Source organism: Sporosarcina sp. P19 (assembly GCF_002743165.1).
Taxonomy (GTDB): domain Bacteria; phylum Bacillota; class Bacilli; order Bacillales_A; family Planococcaceae; genus Sporosarcina; species Sporosarcina ureae.
Genome location: NZ_PDYR01000001.1, coordinates 504,929 through 525,249 on the forward strand (window position 1 = coordinate 504,929; position 20,321 = coordinate 525,249).

The following is a 20,321-nucleotide window of genomic DNA, read 5'->3' on the forward strand; positions in this document are numbered from 1 at the left end:
TAATGTCAGAACAACAGACGGTTTCATTTGAAAAGCCGGTTCTTCGCGGCGCTTTACAAGTACCTGGAGATAAATCAATTTCCCACCGTGCGGTTATGTTGGGATCCATTGCGAAAGGCAAAACAACCATCAGTGGATTTTTGGATGGTGAAGATTGTTTGAGCACAATTGAAATGTTTAAACAGCTTGGGGTAAAGATTACTCGTAACGGAACAGATGTGACTGTAGAAAGTCCTGGCATCGCGAACTGGCAGACGCCCACTGAAGCACTTGACGCGGGTAACTCGGGAACGACTGCGCGTTTAATGCTAGGCATTTTATCGGGTTCTTCCGTAACGTCTGAAATGTGCGGAGATCAATATTTGTCTAAGCGTCCAATGAAACGCGTGACAAACCCTTTAGAACAAATGGGTGCAGACATCACGAGCAAAGGAACAGCTGATTATTTACCACTGACAGTCACCGGGAAAACGTTGCAAGCAATCGACTATTTAATGCCGGTTGCTAGTGCGCAAGTAAAGTCTGCTGTATTACTTGCCGGTCTTCAAGCGCAGGGCACTACGTCCGTTACAGAAATAGCTGTATCGCGGGATCACACGGAACGTATGCTTGTACAGTTTGGTGCGAAGCTAGAACAACAAGATCAAGTAATCCGGATCGAAGGCGGCCAGCAACTGACTGGAACGGATGTTGTCGTACCAGGAGACATTTCCTCTGCTGCATTTTTCATGGTAGCGACGGCATTAGTTGAAAACAGCGATGTGTCGTTCCTGAAAGTTGGATTGAACCCTACTCGAACAGGTATACTGGATGTACTAGAAGCGATGGGTGTAGAAACTGAACTTTCAGATGAACAAGGGTTTTCGGGAGAGCGTTATGGCACTGTACGAATAAAGCATTCGAAATTGCGAGGAACCGAAATCGGCGGAGATTTGATTCCGAGATTGATCGATGAACTTCCTGTGCTTGCTTTATTGGCAACACAAGCAGATGGAAAGACCATCATTAAAGATGCAGAAGAACTTCGTGTCAAAGAGACGGATCGTATTGAGGCAGTCGCTACGGAATTACGGAAACTCGGAGCGGATATCGAGACCACACCGGATGGCATGATTATTAATGGGCCGACACCACTAACGGGTGCCACACTTCAATCATACGGTGACCACCGTTTAGGCATGATGGCTGCGGTAGCGGGATTGATTACATCAAGTCCTGTTCAAATCGACAATCCATCTTGTATCGCGATTTCCTATCCACACTTTTTCGAAGATCTATCGGAGCTAGTTAATCAATAAAGTAGAATAGAAAGCTCAGGTGAAAAAATGAATGTATTGCAGGAATTAGAGCAAATAGTACTCGATGGGGATGTAGATGCTCTACAAGATAAAATACAGAAACTGCAAGCTGCAAACGACTATGACGCATTGTACAATGTCGCAAATCTATTGATCGAATATGGATTCATCGGACAAGCTGACGAGATATTCTCTCAGTTGATGCAAGTATTCCCTGATGAAGCCCAGTTGAAAATTGATCGTGCCGCAGCTTTACTGGAACTTGGTGAAGAGGACGAAGCCTTATTATTACTGACGGACGTTTCACCGGACGAAGAAGAGTATGTACAAGCTTTGCTTGCACAAGCGGATTATTATCAAATGCTCGGACTTGCCGAAACAGCATTATCTAAAGTGCGTGAAGCCGCAACATTGGCTCCACACGAACCGGTCATCCAACTTGCGCAAGCAGAATTGCTATTGGAGTCAGGAAGATACAGTGAGGCTGTGAGGATTTATGAGAAGCTTCACGAGACAACTGAAGAGATCGCAGGCGTTCGTCTGTCTTCACGGCTTGCGGAAGCGTACAGTGCAGGAGCAGCGTATGAGGAAGCCATTCCTTTCTATGAGGCATTACTTGACAAGGAAGCGAACCCTGAAGAATTGTTTGGATTAGGATTGGCTTACTATCAAACTGCACGCTACTCGGAAGCGGTCACACGTCTTGAGCAATTGTTAGAAATGGATCCAGATTATTTCTCCGCTTATATGCTTGCAGGACAAAGCTATGCGCAACAAAATGAAGACGACAAAGCGTTAGAGCTTTTCAGAAAAGGTATTGAACGTGATGAGTTCGATAAAGAATTACAGCTAGCGGCAGGGAAATCTGCTTTGAAACTGCAAATGCCACAACAAGCAGAAGAGCATTTAAAAGAAGCGCTCGTTTTAGATCCAGAGTATATCGATGCACTTGTAACACTTGCTTCGGTGTATGAAAAACAAGAAGAAGACGAAGCGTTAATTGATTTGCTGACGTACTCTGAAGTAGATCAATTAGAAATCCCTTTACTTCATGCTTTTCTTGCATACGCCTATGAACGTACAGAAGATTACGAAAAAGCGTATGAAATGTATTTCAAAGCATATGATGGGATGAACGAGGATGCTGCGTTCTTAGATCAATATGCACGATTCTTGCTAGAAGAAGGTAAGCGCGATGAAGCGTTATCAATCATTCAGCAATTAGTAAGAATTGCTCCGCATGAAGAGGAATGGACAGCATTCATCGCGCAATCTGAAGAGGAGGGGTAAGATGAAGGCCATGGTTCCTGTAGCTGCCAAGAAAGAATTTTTAAGGTGGTTTTTAAAGCGCTATCGATTAAAGCGGCGGGAATGTGTATGGATTTTAAATTATCTTCTCAGCAACGAACATTTATTAACGAATGTTCATTTTACAAATGAAGCTCATCACTGTCCGCGCTCCATGATCATATCAACTACAGAGGTAGACAGTATCCCTTTTCGTTTCTACAAGGGTAATTTGATGACAGCTGATGCGGAAAAGTCATTTCATGATCTCAGACTGCATCCTGACGAGGATATGTTCATCCAACTAAATTTCAAACACAGCAACAAATGTCCTGAGTACGCGAGTGTGGCGGAAGAGAATCCCTATTTGCCGGAAGATCTGTTGAAGAAAAAGAAAGATCAACAAATAGCGGAAAAGCTATTGGAAGAGAGCTTCACATTAACGACGAATGACATGTTGCTGAAGAGGATTGATGAAGCGCTGGATAACGGTGACCGTGAGCTGTTCATTAGCCTGACAGCTATGTTGAATGAGATGAAAAAAGATAAAGACATTAGCCAATGATTTCGCCCTTCGCGGTGGAATCATTGGTTTGCGTTGTGCGAAAATATAGGCTAAACTTTATTAAATGATGCGAGGAGGAATGACAATGAACTGGGTTCCGAAAGATGTTGATACGTATATAAATCAGAAAGAATATATTGATACTGTCGTTGTGCCTTTAATAGCTATAGACACTCGACCTGAAACGATGAAAAACAGCGCTTCCTCTTCTGAGTTCTTGATGAATCTGTCGATGTTCATAGAAAAGCAATTTAAAGGGCGAATGATGTTCATGCCGCCTGTTTCGTACACGCAGTCAACAGACTTGCAGCAAATGGCGGACACGTTGTCAGAGGATTTGAAGAAGTCCTCCTTTACGCATGTCTTCTATCTTACGACGGATGCTAAGTGGACGAGCGTGACGGTGGAAGGTAAAGTCGTCTGGCTGCCATCTATCCCTCTAGAAACGATGGACAACCATCTACGCCAGACCATCATGGAAGACCAGCTACGGCAAGTCCTGACACACTTTATGGAAAGTTGGAACGTGCAGTAAGATGTTGATTCGTATGGGGTAGGTGATTTGCGCTACGGAGGTTCCTGTTGACATAAGAGCGCCATTTCGTCATAGAACTTGAAGTTAATCGAGTTTCATGTCATTATCATTACAGACGCTTTCTAAACACCGTCCTTTAAAGGGGACAAGCACTAGTTGAAACGTATTTAAAGGAAGTTCGTCGTTTGTCACCAAATCTTAATATTTGTCGACAAACTTAAGTGCCTACTAAAAGCATTATTGAATTTAGTTTCATATTGATATATCATAGATATGTCCTAGTATTACAATTAGCAAAAGAATGTCCGTGGGACTGACTTTGGAGTAAGAGGAGGGAAATTACTGATGAGCAATAAAGTGTCAAGACGCACGTTCCTAAGTTACACACTAATGGGAACTGGTGGGTTCATGGCCTCTGCAATGCTGATGCCGATGATTCGTTTCGCAATTGATCCTGTACTGGCTAGTGCCGGTGGTTCGGATATGATTCCAACACCGCAAAAAGCTGCTGATCTTACAGAAACACCGGTTCGTGTAGACTATACAATCAAAGATCGACAAGATGCATGGTATACTTCTGACGAATCTAACACGGCTTGGGTCTACAAAGAAGGCGACAAGGTCATAGCACTTTCTCCAGTCTGTAAACACTTAGGGTGTACAGTGAACTGGGAAGGGGACGAGCATAAAAACGAATTTTTCTGCCCTTGTCACGCTGGACGTTACAAAAAAAATGGTGATAACATTCCAGGATCACCACCGCTTGGACCGCTTGATGAGTTTGAAGTAGAAGTCATCGACGGACTTGTCTATCTTGGTGCAGTAATACCGAACACATTAGTCTAAAGGGTAAGGGGGTACGAACGCAGTGTTAAATAAAATTTATGATTGGGTGGATGAACGGTTAGATATCACACCAATTTGGCGAGATATCGCTGACCACGAAGTACCTGAGCACGTAAACCCTGCACATCATTTTTCTGCATTCATCTATTGTTTCGGAGGTTTGACGTTTTTCGTAACGGTTATCCAAATCTTGTCTGGTATGTTCCTGACAATGTATTACACACCGGATATTGAAAACGCATGGAAATCAGTTTTCTACCTTCAGAACGATGTTGCATTCGGTGAACTTGTGCGCGGGATGCACCACTGGGGAGCTTCGTTAGTTATCGTAATGATGTTCCTACATACTTTGCGTGTATTCTTTACAGGGTCTTATAAAAAGCCTCGTGAATTAAACTGGATCGTCGGCGTATTGATCTTCGGCGTCATGCTAGGTCTTGGATTCACAGGTTATCTACTACCTTGGGATATGAAAGCTCTATTTGCAACAAAAGTTGGGATTGAGATTGCCGCGTCAGTACCTTTCATCGGAGAGCAGATTAAAATTCTTCTCGCGGGTGATTCCACGATTCTAGGTGCACAGACGTTAACGAGATTCTTCGCGATTCATGTATTTTTCCTACCGGCTGCTTTGCTTGGGTTGCTTGCAGCACACTTTATCATGATCAGAAGACAAGGTATTTCCGGACCACTATAAGAACCAATTTTTTGGTTAGGGTCATCTGAAATTTAAGAAGGAGGGAATAACATGCACCGCGGAAAAGGGATGAAATTTGTCGGGGATTCGCGCATCAAGGCTTCAGGCAAGATGTCGAATACACCAAAAGACTACTCAGAATATCCGGGTAAAACCGAAGCGTTCTGGCCAAACTTTCTATTGAAAGAGTGGATGGTTGGAGCGGTCTTCTTGATCGGTTACCTAATTGTCACACTTGCACACCCGTCACCGCTTGAGCGTCAAGCGGACCCGACGGATACAATGTATATACCGATACCAGACTGGTATTTCTTATTCATGTATCAATTATTAAAATATGAATTCGCATCCGGTCCTTATAACGTGATCGGTGCGATCGTCATTCCAGGATTGGCATTTATGGCATTAATGCTAGTTCCTTTCATGGATACAACAAAGGAAAGACGTCCATTTAAGCGTCCATTACCAACAGGTTTCATGATTCTTTCATTCTTAGCTATCTTCTACTTGACATGGGAATCAGTCGAAAACCACGACTGGGAAGCAGCAAAAGTTCAAGGTGCAATTGTGGATGAAGTAGAATATGATGAAACAGCTGAAGGGTATGAGATTTATCAGGGCTCTTCCTGTATTGGCTGTCACGGTGACTCCTTCCAAGGCGGATTGGGCTTACCGTTAACTAACACAGGTCTGTCACCTGAAGAAATCATCAAAATCGCTCATGATGGCCAAGGTTCAATGCCTGCTGGTACATGGGAAGGATCTGATGAAGATCTTCAAGTACTTGCTGAATTTATATCCGAGCTAGAAACAAAGTAAGAAAAAAGAGTCAGGAAACTGACTCTTTTTTTCTATACATTTATCCGTAACTACGCTATACATAGAAGCAGTACATATCGATGGAAGTGGTGATGTTTTTGCGAATGGTATGGACGCAACTCTGGATGATTCTTTCACATAAATCATTCTTATGGATTCTTCTTTTTATTAATATACTAGGCTCGGTCTACGGCTATGATTGGTATATGTGGCAACTGGAAATCACGGAACCAAAATTCTGGATTTTTGTACCGGATAGTCCTACAGCTACTCTGTTCTTTTGTATCGCTATAATAGGCTGGCTACTCAACCGAAACTTCAAATTGATGGAAGCTCTTGCACTCATCACGTTAGTAAAGTATGGCTTATGGGCTGTTGCTATGAATGTATTGACACTCGTTGTAACGGGTTCAATCGGCTGGGTAGGCTGGATGTTGATTGGCTCTCACTTCGCGATGGCATTGCAAGGAATCTTGTACTTGCCAAAGTATAAATTCACAGCTTGGCATATTGCAATTGCCGCAATTTGGACACTTCATAACGATGTGATCGATTATGTTTTCGGCCAAATGCCGATTTACCATGACCTGACGCAATTCAGTCCTCAGATTGGTTATTTCACATTTTGGTTGTCCATTGCTTGTATTGCTATTGCGATGTGGAATTACAAGTCAAGACTGGATTTACGGATGTTGAAAGCATAGTTAAAAGTTGCAGTAAGCAAGTAAACATTATAAAATTAAGGGTAGAGAGAAAGGGGAGAGATAGACGTGTTCTGGATATACTTTGGTATCATTTTATTGCTTCCTATCTATGCGCAATTTAAAGTGAAAAGCACATATAAAAAGTATTCAAAGATTCGTTCTACTTCTGGGATGACCGGTGCTCAAGTAGCAAGACTCATTCTGGATCAAAATGGGCTACATGATGTAAAAGTTGTGGAAAGCCAAGGATTCTTAACGGATCACTACAATCCAATGACAAAAATCGTGGCATTGTCCACGAGTAACTATCATGAATCATCTGTAGCAGGTACAGCAGTAGCGGCGCACGAAGTTGGCCACGCTATTCAAGACAAAGAGGCTTACTCATTCTTGCGTTTCCGTCACAGATTGGCGCCAGTCGCAAGTATAACTTCTAACGCATCTTGGGTATTCATCATGATCGGGATCATCTTCTCTAGCATGAACTCTTTGCTAGGTATCGGGATTCTGTTGATGGCAGTTGGGGTACTATTCCAAATTGTTACATTGCCAGTAGAGTTTAACGCATCATCACGTGCGATGGATCAAATCGTTCAACTAGGCATTATCCGTAACGATGAAGAACCACAGGCGAAAAAAGTATTGAGTGCAGCCGCGATGACATATGTTGCCGCAACTGCAGTAGCTGTACTTGAACTAGTTCGTTTGATTTTAATCTTTACAAACCGCGACTAATAAAAAATCCTTCTGCTCATGCAGAAGGATTTTTTTAATCAACGATAGGCCGCTTTTGTTCATCCAATGTAAATCCTTCACCCATTACATCATGTACTTCCATCATGGAGACAAATGCTTCGGGATCTACAGAGGTGATGAGATTTTTTAATCGAATCATTTCATTTTTTCCGACTACGCAATAGAGTATTTCGCGATTTTCTTTTGAGAAATGACCGTACCCTTTAAACACTGTTACGCCTCTTTCCATTGAATCTGCAATTTTACTAGCGATTTCATCCGGAGAGCGCGTAACGATGAATGCACCTCTCGCAGAGTAGGCTCCTTCCTGTACGAAATCAATGACACGTGCGCCGACGAATAAGGCAACCAATGTATACATCATCGAGCGGTAATCCAAATAGACAGCCCATGATAATAAAATGATCGCGGCATCAAACACAAACATCGTTTTCCCCATCGTAACTCCATATTTCTTATGCACGAGTCTCGCAATAATATCAGAGCCGCCTGTCGTCCCGCCGCTTCGAAATATAATACCTAATCCGACACCAATGAATACGCCGGCAAACAATGCCACTAGGAACAAATCGCCTTCCATATGGATATTCGCTTGATACTTCATGAAGAGTTTAATGAAAATCGACACGGCCACTGTACCAATGACCGTATAAATGAAGGAGCGTCTGCCAAGCATCTTCCACCCTATTAAAAACATTGGGATATTCAGCAATAAGTTTAGTAAAGCAGGGTCCCAATTAAAAGCAAACAGCAAGATCAACGTAATCCCAGTAAACCCGCCTTCTGCCAGTTCATGCTGAATCGTAAAGTTCACGAGTCCGAAACTAAATAACGCAGCACCGAACATAATCAATAAAATATTACGTACACGAATTCCAGCGAACAAACACAAAACTCCTCCCATTAATCAATTCTTGATGTAATTGAGCTTCTCGTTCTATGTAGCATGTCCCATGTATGCGCGTATTATCATTCAACGATACGTGCAATATACATAGTATGTGCTAAATATTATATTTTGACAATAGCCAGAAGAATGCATACGATAGGAAGGGGAGTTGATTGCGATGACTAAAACGATGGAACAATTGCAACAAGATGTGGACACATACATAACTGGATTTAAAGAAGGATACTTTCCTCCGATGGAACTTATCGCACGGCTGACAGAAGAGTTAGGGGAACTATCCCGTGAAGTGCAGGATCGCTACGGTATGAAGAAGAAAAAATCTACTGAAGCCGTACGAACTTTGGAGGAAGAAACGGGTGATCTATTATTCGTCCTCATCTGTTTTGCTAACTCACAACAAATCGATTTATCGGAAGCGCTTGATACTGTATTGACTAAATTCAACACTAGAGATAAAGACCGCTGGACGAAAAAGGAGGAAAAAGAATGACGATTAAATTAGCGATAGCCGGTGCACGTGGAAGAATGGGTGGGACTGCTATAGTGGCAGGCACGGAAGCAGCAGATATGGAAATTGTAGCAGTGCTTGATTATAAACATGATGGAGAATATCTACATAATGGAACCATAACGGATACAAAAGAAGGGGTACCAATTTATACATCACTGGCAGCATTGCATGCTGCACACCACCCGGATGTATTACTCGATGTGACAGATCCTGATGCGGTATTCGCTAACGCAAGCGAAGCATTGTCACTAGGTATGAACGTAGTAGTCGGAACGTCGGGATTGACTGCCGAAATGCTCACAGATTTAGAGAGCCTTTCTAATGAACAGCAGAAAAGCTGTATCATTGCACCGAACTTCTCGATAGGTGCCGTTCTTATGATGAAATTTGCACAACAAGCTGCTCGTTATTTGGGAGATGTTGAAATACTTGAAATGCACCATGATCGGAAATTAGATGCACCGTCCGGAACAGCTGTCAAAACGGCTGAGATGATCCGTGAAGTACGTGCAGCTCACATCCAAGGTCACCCAGAAGAACAAGAGACACTTAAAGGTGCACGCGGGGCAGATATCGAAGGTATGAAAATACACAGTATTCGTTTACCAGGATTACTCGCACATCAAGAAGTACTACTTGGTGGTGAAGGGGAGTTGCTCAAGATCCGTCATGATTCATTCGACCGGAAGTCCTTTATGCCGGGTATACTACTGGCGGTTCGTGAATCTGTTTCTACTCCACGATTCATCTACGGCCTTGAAAAAATTATAGATTAAACTTTTGCAGTGAGGCGGTTAATGTATGCAACAAAGAAAATTAAAAGTAGGTGTCATTTGCTATCCTTCACTCGGAGGATCAGGTGTAGTGGCGACGGAGTTGGGGCTTAAAATGGCAGCTAAAGGTCATGAGATGCATTATATTACATCGAGTAAACCATTTCGATTTTTAGATATCCACCCGAATATCCAGTTTCATGAAGTGACGATTGAAGGATATGCAGTATTCAAGTATCCTCCGTATGACATTGCCCTTGCTAACCGCATCGCGCAAGTCATCCAATCGGAACAGCTGGATTTGCTGCATGTCCACTACGCAGTGCCACACGCAATTTCTGCTATTCTGGCGAAAGATATGGCGCAATCATCTATTGGTATCATCACGACCCTACATGGCACCGATGTGACGATTCTCGGTCACGACCCTGCATTAAAAAATACATTGTCTTATGGTATTAATAAATCCGATCGTGTAACGGCTGTATCTCGTTCATTACGCAATGAAACGATCGAGTTGTTGCAACCGACGACAGAAATTCGAACGATTTATAACTTCATCGATGAAGAAAAGTATTATCCACGTGAAGTGGGACACCTTCGGGAAGAACTCGGTATTGCCCCAGATGAAAAAGTCCTAATCCATATATCTAACTTTCGTAAAGTCAAACGTATTCCCGATATTATTGAAAGTTTCCGTTTGCTAGATCAGCGACATAAAGCCAAATTGTTGTTAGTGGGTGAAGGCCCGGAGAAATTTGATTTGGAGAAATATGTTAAGGATAATGGATTGCAAGATGATATTTTATTCCTAGGGAAGCGTGATGATTTGCCGGAATTATTATCCATCAGTGATGTGATGTTGCTGCTTTCTGAAAAAGAAGCATTCGGTCTCGTGCTGCTTGAAGCGTTTGCTTGTGGAGTGCCAGCTGTAGCAAATGCGATCGGTGGGATCCCAGAAGTTGTGGAAGACGGGGTCAACGGATTCTTAGTAGAACTAGGCGATGTACAAGCCGTCGCTGATCGTGTGACACAGCTGCTGAATGATCCCAATTTACATCAACAAATGAAAAGAAATGCTATGCGAACGGTACAAAAAGATTTCAGTTCCGAATCAATCGTAACGCAATATGAAGAATTATATTATGAAGTGGCGGCGATGAAATGACAACTTCATTCGGTTCTGAAGCGAGCCGGCAAGTAATTTTAGAATTGCACGCGGCAGGCTATGAAGCCGTCTTTGTTGGTGGTGCAGTTCGTGACGCCCAGCTTGGTAAAAAGCCGTTGGATATAGACATTGCGACTTCCGCCACACCACATCAAGTCAAAGAAGTGTTTAGACACACAATTGATGTAGGCATTGAACACGGTACGATCCTTGTGTTGATGCATGGTGAGCCGATTGAAGTGACGACATACCGTCCAGAAGCTACATACAGCGACCTTCGTCATCCCGTCGTACCGTCATTGCAAGCGGATTTGCAACGCCGTGACTTTACGATCAATGCACTCGCTATGACAGTGGACGGAGAATTGATTGATGTATTTGATGGACTGAAGGATTTGAGGCAAAAGATCATTCGCTCCGTCGGAAACCCTGGAGAACGTTTGAAGGAAGATCCACTGCGTATTTTCCGCGCTTTGCGTTTTTCCTCTGTCCTGAATTTTGAAATTGAGTCAGAGACATTGCATACGATGGAAACATTGGCTCCTTCGTTGCGTCATGTTGCGATTGAACGGATCAAAACAGAAATGGATAAATTGTTTCAAGGGCAGAATCCTTCTCGAGCGTTTCATTACGGACGTGAAATTGGTTTGCCAGAACGGTTTCCCGAGTTGTTTGCAGCGTTTGATTCACTGGATTGCTATACACCATTTCTTCACGCGCGCCATGGCTTCGCGGCGATGCTAGCAGTAACGGATACGACAGCAACAGAACTGGCTAGGTACTTCAAATTATCTAATGAGGAAAAACGTTTTCTGAAACAGTGTGAAGAAGCTCTCGCTATACGTACACAACGGGCGTTTGATCCATGGGATTTCTATAGCTTTCCAACTGACGTACTGGAAGTAGTGGAAAAAATCTATTGTACGAATCATGAAGGTCATGAAATAAGCAATCAGCAAATTAAACAACATAAAAACCAATTACCGATTTTGCAACGCACAGACTTGGCTTTCACTGGGAACGACTTATTGAAATGGTCAGGAAAAAGTGGTGGCAAATGGACAAGTGATTGGATTATGAAAATTGAACGAGCAGTTGTCTACGGACAAATTGAAAATGACGCACTGGCGATAAAGGAATGGTTTATAAATGAAATCTCCCGTGAAAAGTGAATTATTGAAACGGTTGTTTGCCGCACAAGGTGAGCCTATATCTGGACAAGATATTGCCGATGAATTCGGTCTTTCGCGCACAGCGATCTGGAAGTATATTAAAGAACTTGAAGAAGAGGGCTATGAAATCGGGTCACAGCGTAAAAAAGGTTATTACTTAATCGATGCACCCGATTTGGTGAATCAAGGGAATATCACTGAATATTTAACGACCGAACGCTATGGTCGGATCATTAAATATTTCACAACCGTGCCTACTACACAGACTATTGCACATGAAGACGCGCAAAACGGAGCGCAAGATGGCACGTTAGTTATTGCGGAAGAACAGACAGCCGGCAAAGGACGTTTGGCTAGACCTTGGACGTCAAAAGCAAATCGGGGAATTTGGATGAGTCTGATCATTCGTCCTGATTTGGCACCTCAATATGCACCGCAACTGACATTGGTTGCAGCGGTTGCAATTGTTCGAGCAATTGAAGAAGTGGCGGATATTCAACCAGTTATTAAGTGGCCAAATGATATTTTAATCAATGGCAAAAAGGTGACAGGTATCCTGACAGAGCTTCAGTCCGATCCCGACCGCGTCAAAGCGATTATCTTAGGGATGGGGATCAATGCCAATCAGCAGCAGTCTGATTTCCCTGAAGAACTGCAAATGATTGCGACTTCATTACGCATTGAAAAAGGGGAAATGATTGACCGTGCACAATTAGTGGCGGCCATTCTTAAGTATCTTGAACAATATACAGACTTATATGTCGAAAAAGGATTTGCGCCGATTAAAATTTTATGGGAGAGCTATGCTGCGATAACGGGTAAGAACATCAAGGCGAGCATGGTCCATGAAACGGTTGAAGGTATTGCACTTGGTATTTCCCATGATGGTATGCTAGAACTACAACTTGCAGACGGCACTGTACGTGGAATTTATTCCGCAGACATTGAAATTAAGAATTAAAACTATACATAAACTTACTGTTTTGATATAGTGTACGCATAGGGCGGTATCGATTTGAGAGCTGCACCTGTTTGGCAAATGAATTATATACAAGTTCTGCCTTGATCTATTTAGACAGGGACGGAGGAAGCATGATGAAACGCTTACGCAACCCTTCTGTCCAAATTTGGATCAGTAGGGTTTTGTTTTTGGTTTTTTTGCCTACCAAACGCCTGCTGAAATCAGACGTAAAGGAGAAGATGAACAATGAAATCTACAACAGATTTTTCGAAAATGAAAGCAAATGGTGAAAAGATCAGTATGCTGACCGCATATGATTATCCGACAGCGCAAATTGCAGAACAAGCGGAAATTGATGTACTTCTTGTCGGAGATTCTCTTGGTATGGTCGTGCTAGGCTATGATTCGACAGCACATGTAACGCTTGATGAGATGAGTCACCACGGTAAAGCAGTTCGACGAGGCGCGAAAGATACTTTCGTTATCGTAGACATGCCATTTGGTACGTATCACGGATCTGCTGATACCACGTTACAGAATGCTTTACGTTTATTCCAGGAAACGTCTGCGAATGCACTGAAAGTCGAAGGCAGTGGAGCAGTTATTGATAAAATCAAGTTGATGACGACAGCTGGCATGCCAGTATGTGCACACTTAGGATTGCTTCCGCAGTCAGCTGGAGTTAGTGGCGGATATAAAGTACAAGGGAAGACGGCCGCTGCAGCTAAACAGTTGATTGAAGATGCTAAAGCTTGTGAAGCGGCGGGTGCGTTTATGATTGTACTGGAATGTATTCCTTTCCAATTGGCGAGAGAAGTTGCGGAGGCAGTATCTATTCCTATCATCGGAATCGGTGCGGGTGCTGAAGCAGATGGCCAAGTACTTGTATTCCACGATATGGTGCGCTACGGCAATCATAAACTACCGAAATTCGTCGAAAGCTACGCGGAAGTAGGTAAAGATATCGAAGGTGCGATGAGACTTTATAATTTGGCAGTTAAGGACGGATCATTCCCTTCTGAAAGCCATCGCTTTACGATGAAGGAAGAAGAACTCGAAGCATTGTACGGAGGCAAGACGCTATGAATGCTAGTGCCACCATGCAAATTGTCCGGTCGATCGCCGAATTGAAAAATATTCTAAATCCAAGAAAACGTGAAGGACGCACTGTAGGTTTCGTACCGACAATGGGCTTCCTTCATGAAGGTCATATGGAATTGGTAGAAGAAGCTAGAAGAGACCATGATATTGTCGTCATGAGTATTTTCGTCAATCCTGCGCAGTTTGGCCCGGGAGAAGATTACGAAGCATACCCACGCGATGAGCAACACGACGCAGAACTGGCTTCCACAGCAGGAGTTGACTATTTATTTATCCCTTCTGTTGATGAAATGTATCCTCGCAAGAGCGGCATTAGTATTTTGCCTGGCGAACAAGCAGCACGCCTTTGCGGAGCTTCAAGACCAGGGCATTTCGACGGAGTGTTGAAAGTGCTGTTGAAGTTATTCAGCATTGTTGATCCGGATGAATCGTATTTTGGAATGAAAGACGCGCAGCAACTAGCGATTATTGAAACGTTTGTACAAGACTTTAATCTTCGCACATCGATCGCACGTGTACCTACTGTGCGTGAAGAAGACGGTCTTGCGAAAAGCTCACGTAATGTGCGATTACTTGAACATGAACGAAATGAAGCGAGTGCAATCTATCGTGCACTCTCTCAGGGGAAACGCAGTTATTATGAAGGCGTTCCACTGCAAGAAGTAGCGAAGATTGTGCGCAAAGCGATTGAAGAAGAAACATCCGGTACGATTGATTATGTCGACGTACTTGCGTATCCGTCATTGGAAGAGAATATCGATGATACTGATGAAGTAATCTTGGCGGCAGCAGTACAATTTACTCACGCAAGATTGATAGATAATATTATTATGTCAACTATAAAGGATGAGAAAAATGTTTAGAATGATGATGAATGGAAAATTACACCGTGCTACTGTTACGGAAGCCGATTTGAATTACGTAGGAAGTATTACAATCGACGGAGCGCTATTAGAGGCTGCCGGAATGTTGCCGAATGAGAAGGTGCAGATCGTCAATAATAATAACGGTGCCCGCTTCGAAACGTATATTATCGAAGGAGAGCCAGGCAGTGGAGTAATTTGTGTCAATGGAGCTGCAGCACGTCTTGTGCAGCCGGGTGACATTGTTATCATTCTTTCTTATGTGTACGTGTCAGATGAAGAGGCTCGTACTCATCAGCCGACTGTGTTGATCATGGATGAGCAGAATGGTGTGAAGGAAGTTATCACGGAAAAGCCAGGCGTCGCTATATTCTAAAGAGTACTGAACCCCCATTTGAGAGTTATTCAAATGGGGGTTTGTTTAATGAAAACATGGAATAGGCTGTTGGGGTGGGGATTGTAATTAGGATTTACAGGAATTTGAACTTAGACTTAACCAAGTTCAAAGATAAGAATGATTACCATACTAACTACAGTGAGTGGAACAAGTCCCACCACTTTCAAGGTAGGGTAGAAGCTCCAGCTGGGGTGACTCCTTGGGATTGCGCCTCCCGGAAAGCGTCCCCCAGCTGGAGCTTCGATCCCGAACCACTTTCCAACTAGCCCTTTCTTTTTTCTTCCCATTAACGCCGATGCAAGACGTGAGTCGTCATGGTAAGTGTGATACAATTTGCATTAGAAACCAAAGAGGAAGTTGATGATGGTATGTCTACAAGCAAATATGCAGTTGTCGATTTGGAAACAACTGGTCATTCGCCTTCAAATGGGGATCGGATCATTCAAATTGCAATTGTTTTTATTGAGAATAATAAAATAATAGATACATATATGCGTTACGTGCATCCGCAGCGCCCGATTCCGCCTTTTATTCACCAACTGACGTCCATTGGTGATGAAGAGGTGAAGGATGCTGCTCCTTTTGAAAAGATTGCGGAAGAAGTGGCGGATTTGCTTGCGGGATGTATTTTTGTCGCGCACAATACAGACTTTGACGTATCCTTTCTTCAAAAAGAACTGGTTCGTTGTGGTGTGTCAAAATGGCACGGCAAGACCATTGATACTGTAGAATTGGCGAAGATTATGTATCCTACTTTACCTGGCTATCGTTTGCAGGATATTGCCGAATCATTAAATATTTCGTTAAAGCAAGCTCACCGTGCGGACGATGATGCAGAAGCGACCGCATTGTTTTTGTTGAAGGCCATTAAGAAAATTAAAAACTTGCCTAAAGAGACGTTGAATCGTATGCATGAGCGTTCATTCGCAATGAAATCTGATGTATCGACATTATTTTATGAAGCGCTTAAGCATGTACGTGGAAAGGAAACGTCCAATGACTATGCGCTATTTCGCGGAATCCCGTATTTGAAATCAAAACCAACCACTACATCATGGCCGGAACCGATAGAATTTCCTGCAGATAATATGGCAAAAGATCGCATCATGCAGAAAATTCATCCGTCTTATCACGTTAGAGAAGGTCAAGCACAGTTAATGGATTTGACATGGCAAGCTTTTGTTGAGAAAAAGCAAATCGCTGTGGAGATTCCAACAGGCGCTGGCAAGACGATCGGTTATTTAGTGCCTGCTTTAATTCGCGCATATGAAACGAAGCAGCCTGTTGTCATTAGTACCTATACCAACCACTTGGTCGACACACTTGCAGAAGAAGTCCAGAAGCTTGAAAAAGCTTTGGAAATGACCATTCCAACGACTGTGGTTAAAGGCATGGCGAATTATATTTCATTCGGGAAATTTGAGGAACTCTTGCATTTTAATGATGAAGTGTATGACGATTCGATTACCATCATGCAGTTATTGGTTTGGTTAACAGAAACGACTACTGGTGATTTAGACGAGGTCAATGTATCAGGTGGCGGTCAGCTGTTTATCGACCGCATCCGTAAGCGTTCGATGCGGGTGAAGAAGGACGAACGAGTGGCGGACTTTTATACGCATACATTAAAGAACTGTCAGCAGTCGATGGTGCTATTAACGAATCATTCGATGTTGGTGAACGACCAGCAACGTTATGATCCGTTGTTTCATTCGATCAGTGGGTTAGTGATCGATGAAGCCCACCAAATGAATCAAGCGGCAATTCGGACGCACCAACAAGTGTTTTCCTATACGAAATGGAAATATGTAATGAGTCAGTTGAACGGCTTAAGTAGCTGCCAACTATTGTTTGATATTCAAGATATCTTAAAACGATTTCGTTTCAATCATAAAATTTCTACTGAACGGCTTCAACAGTCATTCAATGAATTCATGTTCGCATTCGATGAGTCAATGCTTGTACTGATGAATTCCAACTCGAATTATGACAATAAGCAGTCGACAAGAACGGTGAAGCCATTGTCCAAACGTCTGCGGTCGAATGAAATTTTCGACAAAGTGTTACGTAAGATGAATGAATATATTAGTGTAACCGAAAACTATGCAATGCCCATTCAAAATTTGTCGAATGAATTGACATTACATGAGCAAGCAGCACTAAATGAATGGTTTTATTGGGTCAATGAAATGAAAATCAAAGCTGGCGAGTGGATTGAATTATTTTTGGAACAGCCAAAATCAAACACGACCATTTGGATGGAGAAAGACAGTCGAAGTTTGCCTGGTAGTTTACAGATCAAGAAAAGTCCTGTAAACGGTTCAGAAGTGATCCGTGATTTTGTGGATACGTTTGAGGAAGAGGCAGGCATCGTCTGGACGTCCGGAACGTTAACCGCAGGGCAACAGGACCGCTTCGTACTAGACCAGGCAGGATTGCCCTCCAGCGTGCCGCTGTACACATTTGATGCTCCAGCAAACTTCTATGAAGGTGCTCATACTTTGATCGTGGAAGATATGCCTGATATTCAGCAAGTTTCAAATGAAGAGTACATCGAAGCGGTGGCAGACGCGTTAATTCAAACAGCGGTTGCGATTGAAGGACGCGTATTTGCATTGTTCTTGTCTCACGACATGTTGAAGAAAACGCATCAAGCGGTAATCGACAGCGAGTCATTACAAGAGGAATACATGCTCATTGCACAAGGTGTCAGCTCCGGAAGCCGTCATAAGTTGCTGAAGACGTTTAAACAGCAAAAGAAAGCCGTATTATTCGGCACGACAAGCTTCTGGGAAGGTGTCGATGTACCGAGTGAACAATTATCGGCAGTGGTAGTCGTTCGTTTACCGTTTACTTCACCTGAGGAACCTTTATTTAAAGCTCGTTCAAAGGCTTTAGTAGCGGAGCATAAAAATGCATTCATCCATCTGGGTTTACCGGAAGCTATACTGCGTTTCAGACAGGGATTTGGTAGATTGATCCGTTCATCAGATGAACAAGGATTCTTCATCATATTGGATCGACGCATAGATACGAAATCCTACGGTACATCCTTTTTACAGGCTTTACCTACGTCATCAGTAAAAAAAGTATCTTTGGAAGGTCTAGTTAACGAGATCGAAAATTGTTATAATGATTGATGTACAAAAAGAAAGCAGGTTAGAAAATGAATCGAAAAAAATCAGCGGTTCATTCGATAGGAAGTGGCACTTATGCTCAACTGGATTAAGTTTCTATTCCTATTTTTACTCGCGCTCGGATTCACGATTACGTGTATCGTTTTCTATCAAGCAGAGAAACCGTTTGCTGCATCTGAAAAAGTAGCGAAAGAAGCCGTATTGGCAAATAACGTTCTTGAAAAAGTAGATAAGATGGATCATTTTCATGGGAAGGTGTCATGGATTACCGTCTATGGTACAGATAAAAATAACCATGAAAAAATCATCTTTGTGGAAGAAAAGACGACGAAGATTCTGAAAGCTGTATCCATTAAAGATGGTATTACTAAGCTGAAAGCCACGGACATCGTAAAAAAAGAGAAGAATGTTAAAAAAGTCCTCAATGCCTCATTAGGTATGGAAAATGACACCCCGTTTTGGGAAGTCAGTTATCTGGATGACGAGGATTTCTTAAACTACGCGTATCTAAATTTTGCCGATGGAAAATGGTTAAAGCGAATTTCAAAATTATAGAGAAAAATGGAATTAGGACTAAAAGGAGAGCGGTCAATTTGAAAAAGCAATTAGCGTCCAGAGTAAATACTTTATCACCATCTACAACATTAGCGATTACAGCGAAGGCAAAAGAAATGAAGGCAGCCGGTATCGATGTGATCGGACTCGGAGCTGGCGAACCGGATTATAATACGCCTAAAAACATCTTAGAAGCAGCGTATCAATCAATGAAGGATGGGAAGACGAAATATACTCCGGCGGGTGGTCTTCCGCAACTAAAGGATGCCATAATTGACAAATTGAAAAGAGATCAAGGATTGACGTATACGCGCAAGGAAGTGTTGGTCGGTATTGGAGCGAAGCACGTGCTTTATACACTCTTCCAAGTGCTGCTTAATAAAGGCGATGAAGTGATCATTCCTTCGCCATTTTGGGTCAGTTATCCTGAACAAGTGAAACTTGCAGAAGGTACGCCTGTGTTCGTTGAAGGGACAGCTGCAGAGCAGTTCAAAGTATCAGCCAAGCAAATTAGAGATGCCATCACAGATCAAACAAAAGCCATCATCATCAACTCACCGGGTAATCCAACAGGTATGATTTATTCGAAAGAAGAACTCACAGCGATTGCGGAAGTTTGCCGTGAAAAAGATGTATGGATCATTTCAGATGAAATTTATGAGAAGCTTGTTTATGATGGGAAAGAACATGTATCGATTGCGCAGCTTTCAGACGATGCAAAAGACCGCACATTCATTATTAATGGTGTTTCGAAATCCCATTCAATGACAGGCTGGAGAATAGGATATATCGCAGGTGATGAAGAAGTAGTTGGCGAGATGACGAATCTTGCAAGCCATTCTACATCCAATCCGACGACGACTTCACAATATGCAGCAATTGAAGCATATAACGGATCTCAAGACACTGTAGAAGTCATGCGAAAAGATTTTGAATCCCGTTTAAATCAGGCGTACCCTAAACTTTCTGCTATCCCAGGTTTTGATGTATTGAAGCCACAAGGTGCATTTTATCTATTGCCTGACGTACAGGAAGCAGTTAAGAAAACGGGCTATGCAAACGTAGATGATTTTGCACAAGCATTATTGACAGAAGCTAAAGTAGCGGTCATTCCAGGTACTGGATTTGGTTCTGATACGACAATCCGCCTTTCTTACGCAACATCAATCGATCAGTTGGAAGAAGGGATTGCACGTATCGATCAATTTGTAAGAGATCATTGGAAAGCGTAAAACAGAAGCAACCGATAAGTTGCTGATGAGAGGA

At 42.7% G+C, this 20,321-nt stretch carries 21 protein-coding genes; 20 read left to right on the plus strand and 1 reads right to left on the minus strand.

The genetic code is table 11. The features are described 5' to 3' along the window. The first annotated feature begins 2 nt into the window (after window positions 1-2). From aroA to CSV74_RS02540, 9 genes are all read left to right on the plus strand, one after another. Window positions 3-1,298, plus strand: a complete 1,296-nt coding sequence (gene aroA, locus CSV74_RS02500) for a 3-phosphoshikimate 1-carboxyvinyltransferase (RefSeq protein ID WP_099690443.1) — start codon at window positions 3-5, stop codon at window positions 1,296-1,298. Between the two features lie 27 nt (window positions 1,299-1,325). Next, on the plus strand, window positions 1,326-2,588 hold the full coding sequence (locus CSV74_RS02505; protein ID WP_099690444.1) for a tetratricopeptide repeat protein: 1,263 nt from the start codon (window positions 1,326-1,328) through the stop codon (window positions 2,586-2,588). A gap of 1 nt (window position 2,589) precedes the next feature. Then, the gene (locus CSV74_RS02510; protein WP_099671108.1) at window positions 2,590-3,150 is read left to right on the plus strand and encodes a ReoY family proteolytic degradation factor; all 561 of its coding nucleotides are present in this window, start codon (window positions 2,590-2,592) and stop codon (window positions 3,148-3,150) included. Between the two features lie 85 nt (window positions 3,151-3,235). After that, window positions 3,236-3,685: a DUF2487 family protein gene (locus CSV74_RS02515; RefSeq protein WP_029053032.1), complete on the plus strand. Its 450-nt coding sequence runs from the start codon at window positions 3,236-3,238 to the stop codon at window positions 3,683-3,685. 342 nt (window positions 3,686-4,027) lie between these two features. Further along, window positions 4,028-4,531 (plus strand): Rieske (2Fe-2S) protein, encoded by a 504-nt coding sequence (locus CSV74_RS02520; RefSeq protein WP_099690446.1) that lies wholly within the window; start codon window positions 4,028-4,030, stop codon window positions 4,529-4,531. Between the two features lie 22 nt (window positions 4,532-4,553). After that, window positions 4,554-5,228: a menaquinol-cytochrome c reductase cytochrome b subunit gene (gene qcrB, locus CSV74_RS02525; RefSeq protein WP_029053030.1), complete on the plus strand. Its 675-nt coding sequence runs from the start codon at window positions 4,554-4,556 to the stop codon at window positions 5,226-5,228. 51 nt (window positions 5,229-5,279) lie between these two features. Beyond that, a complete protein-coding gene (locus CSV74_RS02530) occupies window positions 5,280-6,047 on the plus strand; it encodes a menaquinol-cytochrome c reductase cytochrome b/c subunit (protein WP_099690447.1) in 768 nt (255 codons plus the stop codon). An 80-nt stretch (window positions 6,048-6,127) separates the two neighbouring features. Beyond that, window positions 6,128-6,751 carry a lipoprotein heptaprenylglyceryl N-acetyltransferase LhaT gene (lhaT, locus tag CSV74_RS02535; RefSeq protein ID WP_233190729.1) on the plus strand — a complete coding sequence of 208 codons (624 nt, stop codon included), beginning with the start codon at window positions 6,128-6,130 and terminating at the stop codon, window positions 6,749-6,751. A 66-nt stretch (window positions 6,752-6,817) separates the two neighbouring features. Then, complete coding sequence (locus tag CSV74_RS02540) at window positions 6,818-7,486, plus strand: zinc metallopeptidase (RefSeq protein ID WP_029053027.1); 669 nt, start codon at window positions 6,818-6,820, stop codon at window positions 7,484-7,486. Window positions 7,487-7,520: 34 nt separating this feature from the next. Here CSV74_RS02540 and CSV74_RS02545 read toward each other — a convergent pair whose 3' ends face one another. Continuing rightward, window positions 7,521-8,393: a YitT family protein gene (locus CSV74_RS02545; RefSeq protein ID WP_099690448.1), complete on the minus strand. Its 873-nt coding sequence runs from the start codon at window positions 8,391-8,393 to the stop codon at window positions 7,521-7,523. Between the two features lie 181 nt (window positions 8,394-8,574). Here CSV74_RS02545 and CSV74_RS02550 point away from each other — a divergent pair, with 181 nt between their 5' ends. From CSV74_RS02550 to CSV74_RS02600, 11 genes are all read left to right on the plus strand, one after another. Next, entirely contained in the window at window positions 8,575-8,907 is a 333-nt protein-coding gene (locus CSV74_RS02550; protein ID WP_029053025.1) for a nucleotide pyrophosphohydrolase, read from the plus strand. Continuing rightward, window positions 8,904-9,704 carry a 4-hydroxy-tetrahydrodipicolinate reductase gene (gene dapB, locus CSV74_RS02555; protein WP_099690449.1) on the plus strand — a complete coding sequence of 267 codons (801 nt, stop codon included), beginning with the start codon at window positions 8,904-8,906 and terminating at the stop codon, window positions 9,702-9,704. The genes CSV74_RS02550 and dapB overlap by 4 nt, the downstream gene beginning before the upstream one ends. A gap of 25 nt (window positions 9,705-9,729) precedes the next feature. Further along, window positions 9,730-10,869 carry an N-acetyl-alpha-D-glucosaminyl L-malate synthase BshA gene (gene bshA / locus CSV74_RS02560; protein WP_099690450.1) on the plus strand — a complete coding sequence of 380 codons (1,140 nt, stop codon included), beginning with the start codon at window positions 9,730-9,732 and terminating at the stop codon, window positions 10,867-10,869. After that, a complete protein-coding gene (locus tag CSV74_RS02565) occupies window positions 10,866-12,041 on the plus strand; it encodes a CCA tRNA nucleotidyltransferase (RefSeq protein ID WP_099690451.1) in 1,176 nt (391 codons plus the stop codon). The genes bshA and CSV74_RS02565 overlap by 4 nt, the downstream gene beginning before the upstream one ends. Then, entirely contained in the window at window positions 12,019-13,002 is a 984-nt protein-coding gene (locus CSV74_RS02570) for a biotin--[acetyl-CoA-carboxylase] ligase (protein ID WP_029053021.1), read from the plus strand. The genes CSV74_RS02565 and CSV74_RS02570 overlap by 23 nt, the downstream gene beginning before the upstream one ends. A gap of 246 nt (window positions 13,003-13,248) precedes the next feature. Further along, a complete protein-coding gene (panB, locus tag CSV74_RS02575) occupies window positions 13,249-14,088 on the plus strand; it encodes a 3-methyl-2-oxobutanoate hydroxymethyltransferase (RefSeq protein ID WP_029053020.1) in 840 nt (279 codons plus the stop codon). After that, window positions 14,085-14,966 (plus strand): pantoate--beta-alanine ligase, encoded by an 882-nt coding sequence (gene panC, locus CSV74_RS02580; RefSeq protein ID WP_369823677.1) that lies wholly within the window; start codon window positions 14,085-14,087, stop codon window positions 14,964-14,966. Before panB ends, panC begins: the two co-directional genes overlap by 4 nt. Further along, window positions 14,959-15,342, plus strand: a complete 384-nt coding sequence (gene panD / locus CSV74_RS02585; RefSeq protein ID WP_099690452.1) for an aspartate 1-decarboxylase — start codon at window positions 14,959-14,961, stop codon at window positions 15,340-15,342. The genes panC and panD overlap by 8 nt, the downstream gene beginning before the upstream one ends. A 389-nt stretch (window positions 15,343-15,731) precedes the next feature. Further along, window positions 15,732-18,503 (plus strand): ATP-dependent DNA helicase DinG, encoded by a 2,772-nt coding sequence (gene dinG, locus CSV74_RS02590; RefSeq protein WP_158231731.1) that lies wholly within the window; start codon window positions 15,732-15,734, stop codon window positions 18,501-18,503. Window positions 18,504-18,575: 72 nt separating this feature from the next. Beyond that, a complete protein-coding gene (locus tag CSV74_RS02595) occupies window positions 18,576-19,055 on the plus strand; it encodes a cell wall elongation regulator TseB-like domain-containing protein (protein WP_099690454.1) in 480 nt (159 codons plus the stop codon). Window positions 19,056-19,093: 38 nt separating this feature from the next. Further along, window positions 19,094-20,287 carry a pyridoxal phosphate-dependent aminotransferase gene (locus CSV74_RS02600; RefSeq protein ID WP_233190732.1) on the plus strand — a complete coding sequence of 398 codons (1,194 nt, stop codon included), beginning with the start codon at window positions 19,094-19,096 and terminating at the stop codon, window positions 20,285-20,287. The last annotated feature ends 34 nt before the right edge of the window (window positions 20,288-20,321 follow it).